Below are 16659 nucleotides of genomic sequence, written 5' to 3'. Positions count from 1 at the left end.
CAGATGACGGCTCCGATGCGTCCTCAGATGGCAGTGTGCCCGGGCTGCGTTGCGGCGCCGTCTGGAGCTGTGGAACAGGCTCCGACAGACGCACGGCTGGCCTTGTCCCTGCCGTCAATCCACTGTCAGGGCTGCATTTCCGCGGTCGAGCGCGGGCTGAACGCCCATCCGGGCGTAAAATCGGCGCGGGTCAACCTGACCCTGAAACGGGCTCTGATCGAAGCGGAGCCAGATGTACACGCCGCCGATCTGATCCCGGTGCTCGAAAATCTGGGGTATGAGGCGCATGAGCTGGATGTGACCGCCCTTGCGGCAACCCAGAACGATACCGCAGGCCGGGATTTGCTGATGCGGCTGGCGGTTGCGGGCTTTGCCTCGATGAACGTCATGCTGCTGTCGATCTCTGTCTGGTCCGGAGCTTCGGACGCGACGCGGGACATGTTCCACTGGATTTCGGCGGCGATCACCTTTCCGGCGATCATTTTCTCGGCGCAGCCTTTCTTCAAGAACGCCTGGAGCGCACTGAAGGTCGGGCGCCTCAATATGGATGTGCCCATTGTCCTCGCACTGGTTCTGGCGCTGGTGACCTCGCTTTGGGAAACCTCGCTGTCGGGGGAACATGCCTATTTCGATGCAGCGCTGACGCTGACCTTTTTCCTGTTGGCAGGCCGTTATCTGGACTATCGCACCCGTGCCGTGGCGCGGTCGGCAGCGCAGGAGCTTGCGGCGCTTGAGGTGCCTCGTGCGATCCGTCTGCTGGACGGTCAGGAATATGAGGTCCCTGTCGCCGATCTGGCCATCGGCGATCTGATCTTGGTGCGTCCCGGCGGGCGTATGCCGGTGGACGGGGAAGTGACCGACGGGCATTCGGAACTGGACCGGTCCCTGCTGACCGGGGAAACGCTGCCAGTCTTTGCCGGTCCCGGCACCGGGGTTTCGGCGGGCGAGGTGAACCTGACCGGGCCGCTGACCATTCGTGCAACGGCGGTGGGGGAGGATACCTCTCTGCATCGCATGGCCGATCTGGTGGCGATCGCTGAATCGGGCCGCTCGCGTTATACATCGCTGGCCGACAAGGCCGCCAAGCTCTATGCGCCCGGGGTGCACATCCTGTCGGCGCTCGCCTTTGTGGGCTGGTATCTTTACACCTTTGATGTGCGCACGGCGCTCAACATCGCTGCGGCGGTTCTGATCATCACCTGTCCCTGTGCGCTGGGCCTTGCGGTGCCTGCGGTGACCACCGCAGCCTCGGGACGGCTGTTCAAGAAGGGCATGCTGATCAAGCATTCCACTGCGTTGGAACGGCTTGCAGGCGTGGATACCGTTGTCTTTGACAAGACCGGGACCCTGACGGCTGGCACACCCCAGTTGGTCAATCTGGACGAGATGGCGAAATCCGATTTGGAAATCGCGCTGGCGCTTGCCGCGCCCTCAGCGCATCCGCTTTCGGTGGCGCTGGCACGTGCCGCGCGGGAGGCCGGGATCACTCCGGCGGAGGTTTCTGAGCTGAAAGAGGTGCCGGGCTACGGCACTGAAGGCATTTTCCAAGGCCGCCGCGTGCGGTTGGGCCGGGCGGCTTGGGTTGGCGCCGCGCAGGGCAGCCAGACGGCCGCCTGGCTTGATACTGGCGATGGCAATCCGCGCGGTTTCCTGTTCACTGATGCGCTGCGTCCCGGCGCGGCCGAAGCGGTGCGTGCGCTGCAGACGGCGGGTAAGGACGTGTTGCTGATTTCGGGCGATACCACCGGCGCGGTGGAGGCGCTGGCGAAGCGGCTTGGCATCGAAAAATGGGTGGCCGAGGCGCTGCCGGAGGATAAGGCTGGGCGCATCCGCATGCTTGCAGGGCAGGGGCGCAAGGTGCTGATGGTCGGGGACGGTCTGAACGACACTGCGGCCCTCGCGGCAGCGCATGTGTCGATCTCGCCAGCCTCGGCGCTGGATGCGGCGCGGGTGGCCTCGGATATCGTGCTATTGGGGCAAGATCTGGAACCCATCGCCGATGCCTGCACCGTGGCGCAAAAGGCGATCCGCCGGATCCGCGAGAATTTCCGCCTTGCCACCCTTTACAACGTGATCGCGGTGCCTTTGGCTGTGGCGGGGCTGGCAACGCCCCTGATCGCGGCGCTGGCGATGTCCAGCTCTTCGATCACCGTATCGCTGAACGCGTTGCGCCTGAAATCCTGAGCTGAGAAAGTCCGCAAGATGAGCGTCCTGTCCTATTTGATCCCAATTTCGCTGATCCTAGGCGGCGCGGCGCTTGTTGCCTTTATCTACACCGTGCGGTCGAACCAGTATGACGATCCCGAAGGCGATGCTCGGCGCATCCTGAGCGATGAATGGGATGATCACCCGAAACCCTGACCCTTGGCGCTGTGCAAGATCACACAAAAGAAAAGGCCCCGTCGTCCGGGGCCTTTGTCGTTTCTGGTGGTCTGGTGCCTTGTCCCTTGCATGGGGCAAGGGGGTCAGGAGGCAGGTCCCAATGTATCGCAGGTCACGTTGCGGGCCTGTAGGCGCCGACAAGCCAGTTCCGCGCTTTCCTTGCTCATGCCAAGGAAGTTGGCCTCAAACCCCAATCTGGATTTGGACACCTTGCGCAGCGAGCCGTTGAGCGTTTCCATTTCCGACAGGGCCGTGCGCAGAAGGACCTTTTCCGCTTCATACCGGTTGGTGTAGCGGCCCACGTTGATACCCCAGTAGCGCCCCCCGGAGGTCGAAAGGCGGGTGACAACAACCGGTTCCGGCTCGGCGGCGGTCTCTGTCTTTGCCAATCTGGCCGGGCGGGCGACGGGGCGCAGGCCTTTGAAGAAGGTCTTCACAGCCGCGCCAACGGTCGGTTTTTCGGCAGAGGCGGGAACCACTTTGGCTTCGGTGATTGCGGCTTCGACGCTGGCCTGCAGGATCTCGGGGTCGAGCTTGGGCGTCGATGCCACGGTATCCGCAGCGGTTTCTTCTGTGGCCTGGCTGGCGTCGGCGACCAGCACCGGCGCTGTATCTTCGGCAGGCTCAGTTGCGGGGCGCAGGCGCGGACGCAGGCTGGTCTGGACCCGGCCGCTGACGCGGATGGTCTTGCCTGCGGCGCCACCAGCCACCTGGATGTTCTGGTTGCCCACATAGGCGGGCATCGCCGGTTTGCGCAGTTTTGCGTGCGCCGGGGCACGGCGGAAGCCGAGGTCCAACAGCTCTGCGACCTTGGCGTTGCGCGAGGTCGAGGATTTACCGCCGAACACTGTAGCGATCACTCGCTCGTTGCCGCGCTTGGCCGAAGCCACGAGGTTGAAACCGGCGGCGCGGGTATAGCCCGTCTTGATCCCGTCAGCGCCCTTGTAGGCCGCCAGAAGGCGGCGGTTTGTGTTGGGCACGACGCGCACGCCGGCGTCGGTGGAGGTGCGCGAAAACAGGTTATAATACTCGGGGTAGTCATAAAGCATGTGACGTCCCAGGGTGGTCATGTCCCGGGCGGTGGACATATGGCCGCTTTCGGTCAGACCGTGGGCGTTCTTGAAGGTCGTGCGGGACATGCCAAGCGCCTTTGCGGTGCGGGTCATGCGGCGGGCAAAGGCGGCTTCGGATCCGGCCAGGGTTTCGCCGATGGCGGTCGCGGCGTCATTGGCTGATTTCACTGCGGCGGCACGGATCAGATATCGAAATGCGATGCGCTGCCCCGAGCGAAGTCCGAGCTTGGAGGGCGGCTCGGAGGCAGCGTTGCTGCTGATGCGAACCTTGGTATCCAGCGAGATTTCACCGTTCCGGACTGCTTCAAACGCGATGTAGAGCGTCATCATCTTGGTGAGGGAAGCCGGGTGCAGGCGTGTGTCGGCGTTGCGCGAGTGCAGCACCTCGCCGGTCCGGGCATCCACGACCATTGCCGCATAGGGGGCGGCGGTTGCCTGGGTAGGCGGAAGGCCCACCAACGCGACTGTTAGAACAACACCCAAGGCCCAAGCCATCTGCCGGGCGAATGCCCGCAGGGCGTGGGTCAGCGGAATACACCTGACCTGCACGATATCTGCCATTTTCTGCCTCTCGCCGCCGGTTTTCCGGCTGACTGTTCTACTTCTTTAACAAAACGGTAGCATGTGATGGCGCTGGAATAAACCATTTCCGTGACCGGTTCTGCGGCTGCGGCAGGTACATATACCGACATGTTGTAGCGGCTTTGACTGCGTTGCCTAGATGTGCGTTTGGTTAAAAAAGTGTTGACCAAAAAGGTCGAAAATTGGGCGTCTGGCCCGCTTTGCAGCGCTGAAAAATCAGTCTGGGCGATGCGTTTCGGCAACAGATTTTTGGCGCGTCGAGCTGTGCGGCTTGCGGGTTGAGTTCTATCCGATTTTCCGGATCAGATCCTTAAGGCAGCCAAGGTCCGAAATCTCGTGATACCGGGGGTGCCCCTCGGGTGCCTCGGCGTGCTCAACCTCCCAGATCAGCCCGTGCGGCACATAGGTGCCCCAGCCTCCGGCCTTGATCATCGGTACCACGTCCGAGCGCATGGAGTTTCCCACCATCATTGCCTGTGCCGCACCGGTCCCGTGCCGCTCGAAGATATCGTGGTAGATAGGGGCGGTTTTTTCCGAAACGATCTCGACCCCATCGAACAGATCGCCCAGCCCCGATTGTGCCAGTTTGCGCTCCTGATCCAGAAGGTCACCTTTTGTAATCAATACGATACGGTAGTCACCAGCCAGTTTCTCCACGGCCTCACGGGCATGGGGCAGCAGGTCGATCGGATAGGACAGCATCATCTGTCCGGCGACGATCAGCTCTTTGATGACGCTGGCCGGGACCTGTGATTCGGTGACATCTATGGCGGTTTCGATCATCGACAGGGTGAAGCCCTTCACGCCGTAGCCATAGCGTCCGAGGTTGCGCTTTTCCGCCTCCAGCAGCCGCGCGGCTAGCGCATCGGGACCCATGTCCTGCGGCGTATGATCCTGCAACAACTCGGCAAAACGCTCTTGCGTGACACGAAAAAAACGCTCGTTGTGCCAGAGGGTGTCATCGGCATCAAAACCGATTGTCGTCAAATTGCGTGTCACTGAGGCCATACACTCTCTTTTCCTGAGCGGTCAAAACGCTATATATGCGATGAAACCAATCCAAGCACGACCGGAATAGAGACGCTATGCTGCTTCAGCCAGTGATGATGACGGACAACTCGGACGACGACAGCGATCTTGGTGTCCTGACCAAGACCCGGCCGAAAACCCAGCGACCGCCGCGCTACAAGGTTCTGCTGCTCAACGATGACTACACCCCGATGGAATTCGTGGTCATGGTGCTGGAACGGTTCTTTGGCATGACACACGCGCAGGCGTTTGAAATCATGCTGACCGTGCACAAAAAAGGTCTGGCCGTGGTTGGTGTCTTCAGCCACGAGATCGCCGAGACAAAGGTCGCGCAGGTGATGGATTTTGCCCGTCGCCATCAGCATCCGCTGCAATGCACCATGGAAAAAGAAGACTGAAGAGGTCCCGCTATGTCCGTTCGCCTGTCGCTCGCTCTTGAGACGGGCGGCTTTGCGGTGCCTGCAGAGGGCCGTATCGCCGTTTTCCACCCGCGCGCGGAGCACGATCTGTCGTGCCTGCCAAAGGATCAGCTGGTGCTGATCCAGCCGATGCGCGGTGAATACGATGCCTTTGCCGCGCAAGGGTACGATTGTCGCCCCGAATTGCCGGATGACATGCGGTTTGCCGCTGCCGTGGTGTTCCTGTCCCGCGCCAAGGCGCAGTCGCGGATGGCGGTGGCGCAGGCTTCGGCCCTGACGGACGGTCCGGTGCTGGTAGATGGGGCCAAGACGGACGGAATCGATTCCATCCTGAAGGAACTGCGCAAACGCATGTCCCCGTCCGAACCGGTGTCCAAGGCGCATGGCAAGGTCTTTTGGTTCGATGGCGGCGGCGATGCGCTCACTGACTGGTTGCCACCCGCAGACGGCGTTGACGTGGAGGGTTTCGTGACTGTGCCGGGGGTGTTTTCCGCTGACGGAATCGATCCGGCCTCGAAACTGCTGGTCGACGCCCTGCCTGCAAAACTTGGCCGTGCCGTTGCTGATCTCGGCGCAGGCTGGGGGTATCTATCCCGGCAAATGCTGAGCCACTCTGAAATCGAAGAGCTACACCTGGTCGAGGCCAATCATGACGCGCTGTCCTGCGCGCGGCGCAACGTTGCCGATGACCGGGCGCAGTTCCACTGGGCCGATGTGCGCAATTGGAAGGCGCCGGGGCAGATGAACGCAGTGGTGATGAACCCGCCGTTTCATAGCGGCCGCAGCGCTGAGCCGGAGCTGGGGAAGGCCTTCATTTCCCGTGCTGCCGAGATGCTGACCGCCTCGGGGCATCTGTGGATGGTTGCCAACCGGCATCTGCCCTATGAGATCACCCTGTCAGAGCGGTTTGCCGCGGTCGAGGAAGCCGCAGGCGACAATCGGTTCAAGGTTCTGCACGCCAGTCGCCCCAAACGGCAGCGGCGTTAGGGCGGTAAGGTCACCCCGTATTGCAGGTTTTCAAACCGAATGGTCCGGTCTAGGCTCCGGCTCAGTTTTCACTACGCGACGCAACATTCTGGAGTGCCCGAATGTCCTTTTCGATTTCCGGCAAAACTGCCATCGTGACCGGCGCCTCAAGCGGGATTGGTCTGGCCATTGGCAAGCAGTTCGCGGATGCCGGTGCCAACGTCATGTTTGCCGATACCAACGAGGCGGCCCTGATCGCCGAACTGGGAGAGCAGGCCGACGAAAGCAACATCCGCTACTTCGCCGGGGATCTGCGCGAAAGGCTGACCATCGCCAATCTGTTGTCGGCGACCATCGATGCCTTCGAAGACGTGGATATCCTCGTCAATGGCGCCCGTCAGGTGGTGCCGAGTGATCCGCTGGACCCGAAGGACGAGTCACTGGAACTGCTCCTGACCGAGAACCTGTTGCCGACCCTGCGTCTATCGCAGCAGGCGGCGCGGCGGATGATCAAGCAGGGCGAGGGGCGGGAGCCGGGCACTGCGCGCGGGGCCATCATCAACCTGTCGTCGATCGCGGCGCGGCGGACCCACCCCGATCTGATGGCCTATTCGGTGGCTTCGGCGGCGCTGGATCAGCTGACCCGGTCGCTCTCTGTCTCTTATGCGCCGCACGGGGTCAGGGTGAATTCCATTGCCTTTGGCTCGGTGATGAGCGCGTCGCTCAGGGGCACGCTCAAGGATAACCGGGCCTATCGTCAGGATATCGAAGATCACACACCGCTGGGCCGCATCGCCGCACCGACCGAGCTGACCGAAACGGCGCAGTTCCTTGCCTCGGACGCGGCCAGTTTCATGACGGGCCAGATCGTGACGGTCGATGGTGGTCGCACGCTGCTGGATTCCGTTGCCGCTCCTGTTCACTGATGAATGCCGGGGCCTGCCTGCGCTCACGCAGCGCGGCGTCCCACAAGTACCGAAAGACGCTCTGAAATGACTGCAGAAATGAAAGACGAAAAAGCCCGCGCCGCCGCCTGGTTCCGCACCCTGCGCGATGAGATTGTCGCGGCCTTCGAGGCGCTTGAGGCGAGCCATGACACCGGCCCCTTCTCCGATCAGGCGCCGGGCCGGTTCGAGGTGAGCGAGACAAAGCGCACCGCGGATGATGGATCGGACGCGGGCGGCGGGCTGATGAGCGTTATGCGCGGGGGCCGGGTCTTTGAAAAGGTCGGCGTCAATATCTCCGAAGTCTACGGCACGCTCGGCGAGCGGGCGCAGAACGCCATGGCGGCGCGCAAGGGCATTCCGGGCATGAAGGATGATCCGCGGTTCTGGGCCTCGGGCATCTCGCTGGTTGCGCATATGCAGAATCCGCATGTGCCTGCGGTTCACATGAACACCCGCATGTTTTGGACCCCGCATGCCTGGTGGTTTGGCGGGGGCTCGGACCTCAACCCTTGCATCGAATATGCCGAGGATACCGCGCATTTTCATGCGCAGCAGAAACAGCATCTCGACCCGCATGGCACCGATCTCTATCCGCGTCTGAAGGAATGGGCGGATGAGTATTTCTACATCCCGCACCGCCACCGGGCGCGCGGGGTGGGCGGTATCTTCATGGATGATCGTTGCACCGGTGATTGGGAGGCGGATTTCGCTCTGACCCAGGACATTGGCCGCGCCTTCCTGCCAGCCTATCTGCCGCTGGTGGAAAAACGCCGGGTTCAGCCCTTTGATGACAAGGACAAGGAGGCGCAGCTGGTGCATCGTGGCCTCTATGCCGAGTATAATCTGGTCTATGACCGGGGGACCAAATTTGGTCTGGAAACCGGGCATGATGCCAATGCGGTTCTGATGAGCCTGCCGCCGCTGGCCAAATGGGTCTGAGCGGCGCAGCAAACTGGCTCCGGGGATATCGGTTTCTGCGAAAATATCCGAGGATGTAGTCCGCGCGGGCCAGAGACGGGGCAAAAGACTGTGTTTGTGTGCGGAGGGATGATGCGGTTCTTTTTGATGGCGGCCCTTTGCATTGTGGCACTGGCTGCTTGCGGCACCCGGCCCGAGCCGGAGCGCCCGGCACCGACACAGCTTCCATCCGATGCGCAGCTGGCCCGGCTGGGGACCTATCCCCGGTTCGAGGACAGCGATCCGCATTCCTGGGAGGGACGCACGCCCTACTCCTATGCCATTCACGGGATTGATGTGTCGCGCTGGCAGGGCGACATTGACTGGGACACAGCCAAGGCGGCAGGCGTTTCCTTTGCCTATCTCAAGGCGACCGAGGGCGGGGATCTGCTGGATCCGAAGTTCCGCGACAACTGGGGCGGCGCTGCACGGGCAGGGGTGCCGCGCGGGGCCTATCACTATTTCTACTTCTGTCGCCCGGCGCGGGAGCAGGCGCGGTGGTTCATCCGCAACGTGCCGCGCGATGCCAAGGCGCTGCCCCATGTTCTGGATATGGAGTGGAACCACCACTCAAAGACCTGCAGGCATCGCCCCGATGGTGCGCATATCCGCTCTGAGGCGCGTAAGTTTCTGGATATTCTTGAGGCCCACTATGGCCGCCGCCCGGTCATCTACACCACGGTGGATTTCTTTGCCGAAACCGGCATCGGTCGGCTGCGCGGCACGGAGTTCTGGCTGCGTTCCGTCGCCGGGCATCCGCGCCAGACCTATCCCAGCGCCTTCTGGCGGCTCTGGCAATACACCGGCACCGGGCGGGTGCCGGGGATCGATGGCGACGTGGACCTCAATGTGTTCCACGACAGTCCCGAAAGCTGGTTGCGCTGGTCCGGCCAGCTGGAACAGTAGGGCGCAGGATCAGGCTCGCCGCCAGCCTGCCTCGGCCAAGGCCTGACCATACCCTTTCGCGATGCGCATCTGCTCCCCCAGCCCCTTTTTCAGCAACAGGGCGTGCATGCGTCTGAGCTGCCAGCAGGGAACGTGCATTACCATGTGATGCTCCAGATGGTAGTTCACCCAATAGGGCGCCACCAGAAGCCGGGCGAGCGGGCCTGCGCGGGTGGTGCGCACGTTCTGCAGCGGGTTTTCGGATTGCTCGGTGGCGCCATGCTCGGCGATGTTGCGCACCCGCAGCACGAACTGGAACCAAGTGAGATAGGGCAGTAGCCAGAAGGCAAGCCCCCACCACCAGTCGCCAATCAGACTGATGAGCAGGGCAATGCCGAAAAATACCGGCAGTGCCCCCCAAAGGCGCGGCGCCTTGAAGCTTTGGGCGAAATCGGAGTTCGCTGCCTTGATCGCGTCGTCATCTCCGGCCAGCTGCAGGGACATGGCGATCTGGCCGAGAAGCTGTTTGATGCCGGTCTGCCCGGTCAGATCGCGGGTGAACTTGCGCCGCAGCGAGGCGCGGGAGGTGGGGAATTTCGACGACAGGACCAGATCGGGGTCCTTGTCCGTCTGGGTGAACCGGTGATGGGTCAGATGGTAATGCCGATAGGCGCCCAGATCCGCCAGAATGGGGCGACCGCAGAGCCAGTCCCCGGCAAGCTCATTCCAGCGGCGGGTCTTGAACAGCGCGTTATGGGCGGCCTCGTGCATCAGGATCGCCAGCCCCAGCTGGCGCGAGCCGATCACCATCACGGCGAGCACAAAGGTCAGAACATTGGGCCAGAGCGCGAAGAGCGCGATCGCCAGGGCAATCGTGCCCCAGCAGTGCAGTAGCAACCACAGTCCCATAGGATCCGATCGTTCCGCCAAAGGGCGAATTTCTTCAGAGCTGAGATATGTTTTTCCCGGTGTCATGCGTGTAGTCCTCCCAAGCCTCAGGCTTCCAGCAGAAGCGCAAACAGGTCAAGAAAACCGTGGCGTCAGGTCCGGGACAGGGCGGTCAGCCGCGCCAGTCGAAGAAACCTTCCCCGGCCTGTTCCAGCAGCTTTGCGGCCATTTCGCGGCCCAGCTCCGGTCCGTCCTCGATCGCGCAGGTCTGCGCGTCCTGAAGGGCTTCGGAGCCATCGGGGCGCAGCACTTCGCCGCGCAGGCGCAGGGTGGTGCCATCAAGCTCCGCAAGACCCGCGATGGGCGTTTCGCAAGACCCGTCCAGAGCCGCCAGAAAGGCGCGTTCGGCCGCAAGACGCTGTGCGGTCTCTGTATCATGGATGGCCGCCAGCATATCGCCTGCGCGGCTGTCATCTGCGCGCCGTTCGATGCCAATGGCGCCCTGCGCCACGGCGGGCAGCATGTCGTCCGTGTCGATGCCGGTTGCGGGCACGTTCTCCATCGCCAGACGGTTCAACCCGGCCATCGCCAGGAAGGTGCATTCGGCCACGCCGTCGTCGAGTTTCTTCAGGCGGGTCTGCACGTTGCCGCGGAACTCCACCACTTTCAGGTCGGGGCGGCGGTTCAGCAATTGCGCGCGGCGGCGCAGCGAGGAGGTGCCCACGACAGAGCCCGGCGCCAGTTCGGTGATCGACGACAGGCTCGGGGAGATGAAAGCATCGCGCACGTCTTCGCGCGGCAGGTAGCAATCCAGTACAAGACCCACAGGCTGAGCCACTGGCATGTCCTTCATCGAATGCACCGCGATGTCGATGGCGCCGGTCAGCATCGCCTCTTCGATTTCCTTGGTGAACAGGCCCTTGTTGCCGATTTCTTTCAGCGGGCGATCCGCCGCGATCAGCGCCTGATTGTCACCGGTGGTTTTGATGACGACGATCTCGAAGGCCTCCTGCGGCAGCTCGAACGCGGCGGCCAGACGGTCGCGCGTCTCATGGGCCTGAGCCAGCGCCAGCGGCGAGCCACGGGTGCCGATCTTCAGGGGCGAAGCGGGGGAGGGCAGGTTCTGTGTCATGTCAGAACCTTTATTCGCGACATTATGCCGTGACAAGCATCGGCCTCACCACCCTTGACAATTTGCCGCTCAGCCTAGACCTCAGTACCCAAGAGAGAAGCGAGGGATCCCATGGCCGAACAGAAGAAGCTGCTGCGCGCATTGGCAGGCGAAAAACAGCATGTGCCGCCGATCTGGATGATGCGTCAGGCGGGCCGTTATCTGCCGGAGTATCGCGCGACGCGGGCCCAAGCCGGGGATTTCCTGTCGCTGTGCTACAATTCCGAACTGGCGGCCGAGGTCACCCTGCAACCGATCCGCCGCTATGGGTTTGATGCGGCGATCCTGTTTGCCGATATCCTGTTGGTGCCGCAGGCGCTGGGCGCGGATCTGTGGTTCGTCACCGGCGAAGGGCCGCGCCTGTCGACCATCACCACCGATGCGGATTTTGCCAAGCTTGGCCCGGTCAGCGACATCCACGAGACGCTGAACCCGATCTACGACACCTTGCGCATTTTGAAACAGGAATTGCCCAGCGAGACGGCTCTGATTGGGTTTGCCGGGGCGCCCTGGACCGTGGCGACCTATATGATCGCCGGACGCGGCACCCCGGATCAGGGGCCTGCCCATGCGTTGAAGGCAGAAAACCGTCCGCTGTTCGAGGCGCTTCTGACCCGCATCACCGAGGCCACCATCGACTACCTGTCGAAACAGATCGAGGCGGGCGCCGAAGTGGTGAAGATCTTCGACAGCTGGGCGGGATCCCTGAAGGGCGAGGATTTCCAGAAGTACGCGCTGGAGCCCTGCCGCCAGATCACCGCGGCGCTGAAAGAGCGTCATCCCGGTATTCCCGTCATCGGATTCCCGCGTGAGGCGGGCGATGGCTATATCGGCTTTGCCAAGGCGACCGGTGTTGATTGTGTTGCCGTGGACAATTCCGTTACGCCCGAGTGGGTCGCAGAACATGTGCAGGTCGATGGCTGTGTGCAGGGCAACCTTGCCTCGCGTCACATGGTGACCGGCGGACAAGAGCTGATCGACGAGACCCGCCATATCGTCAAGACCCTGCGCGGCGGGCCGCATATCTTCAACCTCGGCCACGGCATCACGCCTGATGCAAACCCCGACAACGTACAGCTGATGATCGATACGGTCCGCGAAGCCTGATCGTGCGTCGCGTTCAGCCAATCAATATGTGAGCGAGAGTAATGGATTACAGCAAACAAGGCGGCCAGAAACCCGGCCGCAACGAACCCCGCCACAGCGAGCATAACGCCAAGGGCACCGACAAGAACCCCTACAGCAAGCGCGAAACCAAGGCAGAGTTGCTGGCCCGCATGAAGAAGGCCGCAGCCGCCCAGAAGGACGGCTGAGCCGCGCCGTTCGGCCTTATTCGGTCAGGGTGCGGGCAATCAGCTCTTTCATGATCTCGTTCGACCCGCCGTAGATCTTTTGCACGCGGGCATCGGCGTACATATTGGCGATTGGGTACTCCAGCATGTAGCCGTAGCCGCCGTGCAGCTGCAGGCATTCGTCAACCACATCGCATTGCATCTGGGTGACCCACCATTTCGCCATTGACGCGGTGGCGGCGTCCAGCTCTCCGCGCAGGTGCTTGGCGACACAGTCATCCAGAAACACACGGGCGATATGGGCAATGGTCTTGGCCTCGGCCAGTTTGAACCGGGTGTTCTGCATTTCGATCAGCGCCTGACCAAAGGCGCGCCGCTCTGAGGTATAGGCGATGGTGTCTTCCAGCGCCTTCTCGATCACGGCGGCGGCGCCAAGGGCGATCACCAGCCGTTCCTGAGGCAGGGCCTTCATCAGCTGATAGAATCCCTGTCCCTCGACCCCGCCAAGCAGATTCTCGGGCGGCACGCGCACATCGTCAAAGAACAGCTCTGATGTGTCCTGACTCTTGAGGCCCAGTTTCTCGAGGTTGCGACCCCGTGCAAAGCCTTCGGCGCTCTCGGTTTCCACCACCAGAAGCGAGATCCCCTTGGCCCCCTGCGTGGTATCGGTTTTGCAGACAACGATGATCAGATCCGCCTGCTGACCATTGGTGATGAAGGTTTTGGAGCCGTTCAGCACATAGTCGTTGCCGTCGCGCAGGGCGTTTGTCTTGATGTTCTGCAGGTCCGACCCGGTGCCGGGTTCGGTCATGGCGATGGCGCAGACCATTTCGCCGCTGGCCATCTTGGGCAGCCAGCGTTGTTTCTGATCTTCGGTTCCGTAGTCCAGGATGTAGCCCGCGCAGATCTGGCTGTGCACTGAGTTGCCAAAGCCAGAAAACCCGGCGGCGCGGAACTGTTCGGTGGTGATTACCGCCTCGTGCCGGAAATCGCCGCCCATGCCGCCGTATTCCTCGGGGACGCTGGCGCAGAGGAGGCCAAATTCCCCCGTCTTGTTCCAGAACTCCCGGTCGATATGGCCTTGTTTCTGCCAGCGTTCTTCATGCGGGGTCATTTCGGCGGTGAAGAAGCTGCGGCAGCTGTCCTGCAGCATTGCCAGTTCATCCGTCATCCAGGGAGAGACATGCGCTGTCATGGGATCAGTCCTTCTTTCGGCCCAGTTCGGTCAGAATTTCGGTCGCGTGCTGCCCCCGTGCGGGGCTTTCGGGCGCTGTCCAGTCGCCCGCATCAGAGAACCGTGGGGCGGGGGCGGCCTGAAGCGCGCCATGTGCCTCGACCCAGGTGCCGCGGGCGTTCATAGGATGGGTCAGCGCCTCGCCGGGGCTGAGGACAGGCGCGACGCAGGCATCGGTGCCCTCAAAAATACCTGCCCAGTGATCGCGGGGCTGGCTGGCAAAGATCCCGGCCAGACGCCCGGTCAGCGCGGGCCAGAGTGATTTGTCGAACTGGCGCTGGAAATCGGCATCCTCTGAAAGATCCAGCAATGACAGGAACTGCGCATAGAATTTCGGCTCAAGACATTGCACCGACATGAAGCCACCATCGGCGCAGGCGTAGGTGCGGCTCCAGTGCGGGCCATCGAGCAGGTTCTGCCCCCGTGTATCGCCAAAGTTTCCGGCCTGGCGGATACTCATCAACAGGTTCATCATATGGGCCGAGCCGTCATAGATCGCCGCATCGACCACGCAGCCTTCGCCGCTGGTGCGGGCGCGCAGGATTCCGGCCAGCATACCCGCCACCAGATACATGGCGCCACCGCCAATGTCGCCTACCAGCGTGGCCGGTGTGAGCGGCGCATCGCCGGGGTTTGACCCGTACCACAGCGCACCGGACAGGGAGATGTAGTTGAGGTCATGCCCCGCTGCATGGGACAGGGTACTGTCCTGGCCCCAGCCGGTCATGCGGCCAAAGACAAGGGCCGGGTTCACCGCATGGCAGGCCTCGGGCCCGATGCCGAGCTTTTCCATCACGCCAGGGCGGAAACCTTCTATCAACCCGTCGGCGGTTTCCACCAGCGCCATGAAGGTCTCGATGTCTTTGGGATCCTTCAGATCCAGCTCGATCGATCGCTTGCCGCGATCCAGTACCGAACGCTCCGGCATGCCGGGGGTGACACCGCCGCCTTTGCGGTGGATGCAGATCACATCGGCGCCCATATCGGCCAGTGTCATCGCGGCGAATGGGCCGGGGCCAAGGCCTTCGACCTCGATGATGCGGGTGCCTTCCAGCATTTATGTCGTCTCCCGTAGTAACTCCCGCCCCGGTATGGGGCGGGCCTGTGCGCTGTTTCAGAGTGTGGCGTGGGTCAGGTGCCGGACAGGCCACCGCCCACGATCAGGGTCTGGCCCGAGACGTAGTTGCTTTCGGGGATGCAAAAGAGGTAGACGCCGCCCGCCGCCTCTTCCGGTGTGCCCGCACGGCCCACGGGGATCATCATCTCCATGCCCTGCACCAGTTTCTTGGGGATGCCGATGCCGATCTTGTTGCCCTCGACCTCGATCGATTTCTTTTCGTCCGTGGCCTCGGTCAGGCGGGTGGAGATCATGCCAAAGGCCACCGCGTTGACGTTGACCTTGAAGCGGCCCCATTCCTTGGCCATCGTCTTGGTCAGGCCGATGACGCCGGATTTCGCGGCGGAATAGTTCGCCTGTCCGGGATTGCCACCGGTGCCCGAAATCGACGAGATATTTACCACCTTGCGGAAGACCTCGCGGCCCTCGGCAGCCTCGGCTGCTGCGGCTTGCGTGATAAAGGGCGACGCCGCGCGCAGGATCTGGAAGGGCGCCTTCAGATGCACGTCGATCATGGCATCGAACTGTTCGTCGCTCATCTTGCCGATGAAGCTGTCCCAGGTGTAGCCGGCATTGTTGACGATGATGTCGATGCTGCCGAACTTGTCGATCCCGGCCTGGATAAAATCATCGGCAAAGCCTGCCGCCGTGACTGATCCGGGAATGGCCAGCGCCTTGCGGCCCATCGCTTCGATTTCGGCAACGACGGCGTTTGCGGGTTCCGCGTCCAGATCGTTCAGCACCACATTGGCGCCGTCCTCGGCCAGTTTCAGCGCGATGGAACGGCCGATACCGCGTCCGGCGCCAGTGACATAGGCGGTCTTGCCTGCAAGTTTTCTCATCTCTTCAGTGTCCTTTGTCGTTATGGCAGCTCAATCAGGGCGGTCCCGGACAGTTTGACCTCACCGTTCTGATCGGCGGCCTCAATCTCAAGCGCCACCAGATTGCCGTCGCGTTTCTCCACCACCTTGCCGGTGCAGGTGATCACCGCGTGAACCTGAGTGATCGCCACGAACCGGGTGGTGAATTCGCGCAAGGCCGATTGCGGCACCCATCCCGTCAGCAGGCGCCCCAAATAGGCCATGTTCAGCATGCCATGGGCAAAGACGTCCGGCATTCCTGCGCGTTTGGCGAAGTCGATGTCGATATGGATCGGGTTGTGATCGCCCGAGGCGCCGGCAAACAACGCCAGCGTGGTGCGGGTGATTTCCTTGGTGGTGAGGGGCGGCAGCTGATCGCCCACATTGATCTCTGCATAGGTTGGCATGGTCATTGCGGATGCCTCACGATCACGGTGCGGGTCATGCTGCCTGCGTCTTCGCCGAGCTGGTTGGTAGCCGAGGTTTTCAGATGCACGAACTCCATGGCGCCGCCTTTCTTGGCGTAGATGTCAGTGACCTTGCTCACCAGGGTAATGGTATCCCCGGCGCACATCGGCGCGCCATAGGTAAAGGCCTGCTCACCATGAAGGACCTTTGCGATGTCGATCTTCAAGAGCGTGATGAAATAGAACGGATCTTCGCGGTCCAGATCGAGCGAGAACAGGTAGGTGGGCGGCGCCAGCAGTCCACGATAGCCCGCCGCCTTCGCGGCCTCCTCATCCAGATAGACGCGGTCGCTCTGGCCGGTTGCGCGGGCAAAATCCCGCAACCGGCCTTTCTCCACCGTGACCGCATAGGGATCGGTCACGTGGCCGATGTAAGAGGTGTCGATCATC

18 protein-coding genes are annotated in these 16659 nt (G+C 62.2%); 9 read left to right on the top strand and 9 right to left on the bottom strand.

Going from position 1 to position 16659, the window contains the following annotated elements; translation table 11 throughout:
* Positions 1-3: 3 nt before the first annotated feature.
* On the top strand, positions 4-2184 hold the full coding sequence (locus tag SM765_RS04935) for a heavy metal translocating P-type ATPase (protein ID WP_274834864.1): 2181 nt from the start codon (positions 4-6) through the stop codon (positions 2182-2184).
* 18 nt (positions 2185-2202) lie between these two features.
* Positions 2203-2361, top strand: coding sequence for a cbb3-type cytochrome oxidase assembly protein CcoS (gene ccoS, locus SM765_RS04930; RefSeq protein WP_065271273.1), 159 nt, complete (start codon positions 2203-2205; stop codon positions 2359-2361).
* Positions 2362-2465: 104 nt separating this feature from the next.
* Here ccoS and SM765_RS04925 read toward each other — a convergent pair whose 3' ends face one another.
* Together SM765_RS04925 and SM765_RS04920 are read right to left on the bottom strand one after the other, a co-directional pair.
* Positions 2466-4016, bottom strand: a complete 1551-nt coding sequence (locus SM765_RS04925; protein WP_274834863.1) for a D-alanyl-D-alanine carboxypeptidase family protein — start codon at positions 4014-4016, stop codon at positions 2466-2468.
* 306 nt (positions 4017-4322) lie between these two features.
* Entirely contained in the window at positions 4323-5036 is a 714-nt protein-coding gene (locus SM765_RS04920) for an HAD family hydrolase (RefSeq protein ID WP_274834956.1), read from the bottom strand.
* 86 nt (positions 5037-5122) lie between these two features.
* On the opposite strand from SM765_RS04920, the gene clpS reads away from it, so the two are divergent.
* The 5 genes from clpS to SM765_RS04895 all read left to right on the top strand — a co-directional run bounded on the left by clpS (position 5123) and on the right by SM765_RS04895 (position 9261).
* A complete protein-coding gene (gene clpS / locus SM765_RS04915) occupies positions 5123-5464 on the top strand; it encodes an ATP-dependent Clp protease adapter ClpS (protein WP_065271271.1) in 342 nt (113 codons plus the stop codon).
* Positions 5465-5476: 12 nt separating this feature from the next.
* Entirely contained in the window at positions 5477-6472 is a 996-nt protein-coding gene (locus tag SM765_RS04910) for a class I SAM-dependent methyltransferase (RefSeq protein WP_274834862.1), read from the top strand.
* Positions 6473-6573: 101 nt separating this feature from the next.
* Positions 6574-7377, top strand: a complete 804-nt coding sequence (locus SM765_RS04905; RefSeq protein ID WP_274834861.1) for an SDR family NAD(P)-dependent oxidoreductase — start codon at positions 6574-6576, stop codon at positions 7375-7377.
* Positions 7378-7443: 66 nt separating this feature from the next.
* The gene (gene hemF, locus SM765_RS04900) at positions 7444-8337 is read left to right on the top strand and encodes an oxygen-dependent coproporphyrinogen oxidase (RefSeq protein ID WP_274829711.1); all 894 of its coding nucleotides are present in this window, start codon (positions 7444-7446) and stop codon (positions 8335-8337) included.
* Positions 8338-8448: 111 nt separating this feature from the next.
* Positions 8449-9261: a glycoside hydrolase family 25 protein gene (locus SM765_RS04895; RefSeq protein ID WP_274837314.1), complete on the top strand. Its 813-nt coding sequence runs from the start codon at positions 8449-8451 to the stop codon at positions 9259-9261.
* Positions 9262-9270: 9 nt separating this feature from the next.
* On the opposite strand, the gene SM765_RS04890 is transcribed toward SM765_RS04895, so the two are convergent.
* Positions 9271-10215: a fatty acid desaturase family protein gene (locus SM765_RS04890; protein WP_274837315.1), complete on the bottom strand. Its 945-nt coding sequence runs from the start codon at positions 10213-10215 to the stop codon at positions 9271-9273.
* A gap of 85 nt (positions 10216-10300) precedes the next feature.
* Positions 10301-11260, bottom strand: coding sequence for a hydroxymethylbilane synthase (gene hemC, locus SM765_RS04885; protein ID WP_274837316.1), 960 nt, complete (start codon positions 11258-11260; stop codon positions 10301-10303).
* A 111-nt stretch (positions 11261-11371) separates the two neighbouring features.
* Between hemC and hemE the strand changes: the two genes are divergently transcribed.
* Both hemE and SM765_RS04875 read left to right on the top strand, forming a co-directional pair.
* Positions 11372-12406: a uroporphyrinogen decarboxylase gene (gene hemE / locus SM765_RS04880; RefSeq protein WP_274837317.1), complete on the top strand. Its 1035-nt coding sequence runs from the start codon at positions 11372-11374 to the stop codon at positions 12404-12406.
* 41 nt (positions 12407-12447) lie between these two features.
* Positions 12448-12612, top strand: coding sequence for a hypothetical protein (locus SM765_RS04875; RefSeq protein WP_165832675.1), 165 nt, complete (start codon positions 12448-12450; stop codon positions 12610-12612).
* Positions 12613-12628: 16 nt separating this feature from the next.
* Here the strand turns inward: SM765_RS04875 and SM765_RS04870 are convergent, their stop codons facing one another.
* From SM765_RS04870 to SM765_RS04850, 5 genes are all read right to left on the bottom strand, one after another.
* Positions 12629-13786: an acyl-CoA dehydrogenase family protein gene (locus SM765_RS04870; protein WP_274837318.1), complete on the bottom strand. Its 1158-nt coding sequence runs from the start codon at positions 13784-13786 to the stop codon at positions 12629-12631.
* 4 nt (positions 13787-13790) lie between these two features.
* A complete protein-coding gene (locus tag SM765_RS04865; protein ID WP_274837319.1) occupies positions 13791-14882 on the bottom strand; it encodes a CaiB/BaiF CoA transferase family protein in 1092 nt (363 codons plus the stop codon).
* A 74-nt stretch (positions 14883-14956) separates the two neighbouring features.
* Positions 14957-15784, bottom strand: a complete 828-nt coding sequence (locus tag SM765_RS04860) for an SDR family NAD(P)-dependent oxidoreductase (protein WP_274837320.1) — start codon at positions 15782-15784, stop codon at positions 14957-14959.
* 20 nt (positions 15785-15804) lie between these two features.
* Positions 15805-16215 carry a MaoC family dehydratase gene (locus SM765_RS04855; RefSeq protein WP_065271261.1) on the bottom strand — a complete coding sequence of 137 codons (411 nt, stop codon included), beginning with the start codon at positions 16213-16215 and terminating at the stop codon, positions 15805-15807.
* Positions 16212-16658 (bottom strand): MaoC family dehydratase N-terminal domain-containing protein, encoded by a 447-nt coding sequence (locus SM765_RS04850; protein ID WP_065271260.1) that lies wholly within the window; start codon positions 16656-16658, stop codon positions 16212-16214. Before SM765_RS04850 ends, SM765_RS04855 begins: the two co-directional genes overlap by 4 nt.
* Position 16659: the final 1 nt, after the last annotated feature.

Source organism: Pseudophaeobacter sp. 1A09344 (genome assembly GCF_041008745.1).
GTDB lineage: Bacteria > Pseudomonadota > Alphaproteobacteria > Rhodobacterales > Rhodobacteraceae > Phycobacter > Phycobacter gallaeciensis_A.
Note: the sequence above shows the minus strand (reverse complement) of the source record. Positions and strands in the feature narration are given on the sequence as shown.

Bases quoted from the DNA above. Each gene is read 5' to 3' on its own strand.
- clpS (WP_065271271.1), top strand. From the start codon at position 5,123: ATGCTGCTTCAGCCAGTGATGATGACGGACAACTCGGACGACGACAGC.
- SM765_RS04875 (WP_165832675.1), top strand. From the start codon at position 12,448: ATGGATTACAGCAAACAAGGCGGCCAGAAACCCGGCCGCAACGAACCC.
- SM765_RS04895 (WP_274837314.1), top strand. From the start codon at position 8,449: ATGCGGTTCTTTTTGATGGCGGCCCTTTGCATTGTGGCACTGGCTGCT.
- SM765_RS04865 (WP_274837319.1), bottom strand. From the start codon at position 14,882: ATGCTGGAAGGCACCCGCATCATCGAGGTCGAAGGCCTTGGCCCCGGC.
- SM765_RS04935 (WP_274834864.1), top strand. From the start codon at position 4: ATGACGGCTCCGATGCGTCCTCAGATGGCAGTGTGCCCGGGCTGCGTT.
- SM765_RS04910 (WP_274834862.1), top strand. From the start codon at position 5,477: ATGTCCGTTCGCCTGTCGCTCGCTCTTGAGACGGGCGGCTTTGCGGTG.
- SM765_RS04870 (WP_274837318.1), bottom strand. From the start codon at position 13,786: ATGACAGCGCATGTCTCTCCCTGGATGACGGATGAACTGGCAATGCTG.
- hemC (WP_274837316.1), bottom strand. From the start codon at position 11,260: ATGACACAGAACCTGCCCTCCCCCGCTTCGCCCCTGAAGATCGGCACC.
- SM765_RS04855 (WP_065271261.1), bottom strand. From the start codon at position 16,215: ATGACCATGCCAACCTATGCAGAGATCAATGTGGGCGATCAGCTGCCG.
- SM765_RS04925 (WP_274834863.1), bottom strand. From the start codon at position 4,016: ATGGCAGATATCGTGCAGGTCAGGTGTATTCCGCTGACCCACGCCCTG.
- hemE (WP_274837317.1), top strand. From the start codon at position 11,372: ATGGCCGAACAGAAGAAGCTGCTGCGCGCATTGGCAGGCGAAAAACAG.
- ccoS (WP_065271273.1), top strand. From the start codon at position 2,203: ATGAGCGTCCTGTCCTATTTGATCCCAATTTCGCTGATCCTAGGCGGC.
- SM765_RS04850 (WP_065271260.1), bottom strand. From the start codon at position 16,658: ATGATCGACACCTCTTACATCGGCCACGTGACCGATCCCTATGCGGTC.
- SM765_RS04905 (WP_274834861.1), top strand. From the start codon at position 6,574: ATGTCCTTTTCGATTTCCGGCAAAACTGCCATCGTGACCGGCGCCTCA.
- SM765_RS04890 (WP_274837315.1), bottom strand. From the start codon at position 10,215: ATGACACCGGGAAAAACATATCTCAGCTCTGAAGAAATTCGCCCTTTG.
- SM765_RS04860 (WP_274837320.1), bottom strand. From the start codon at position 15,784: ATGAGAAAACTTGCAGGCAAGACCGCCTATGTCACTGGCGCCGGACGC.
- hemF (WP_274829711.1), top strand. From the start codon at position 7,444: ATGACTGCAGAAATGAAAGACGAAAAAGCCCGCGCCGCCGCCTGGTTC.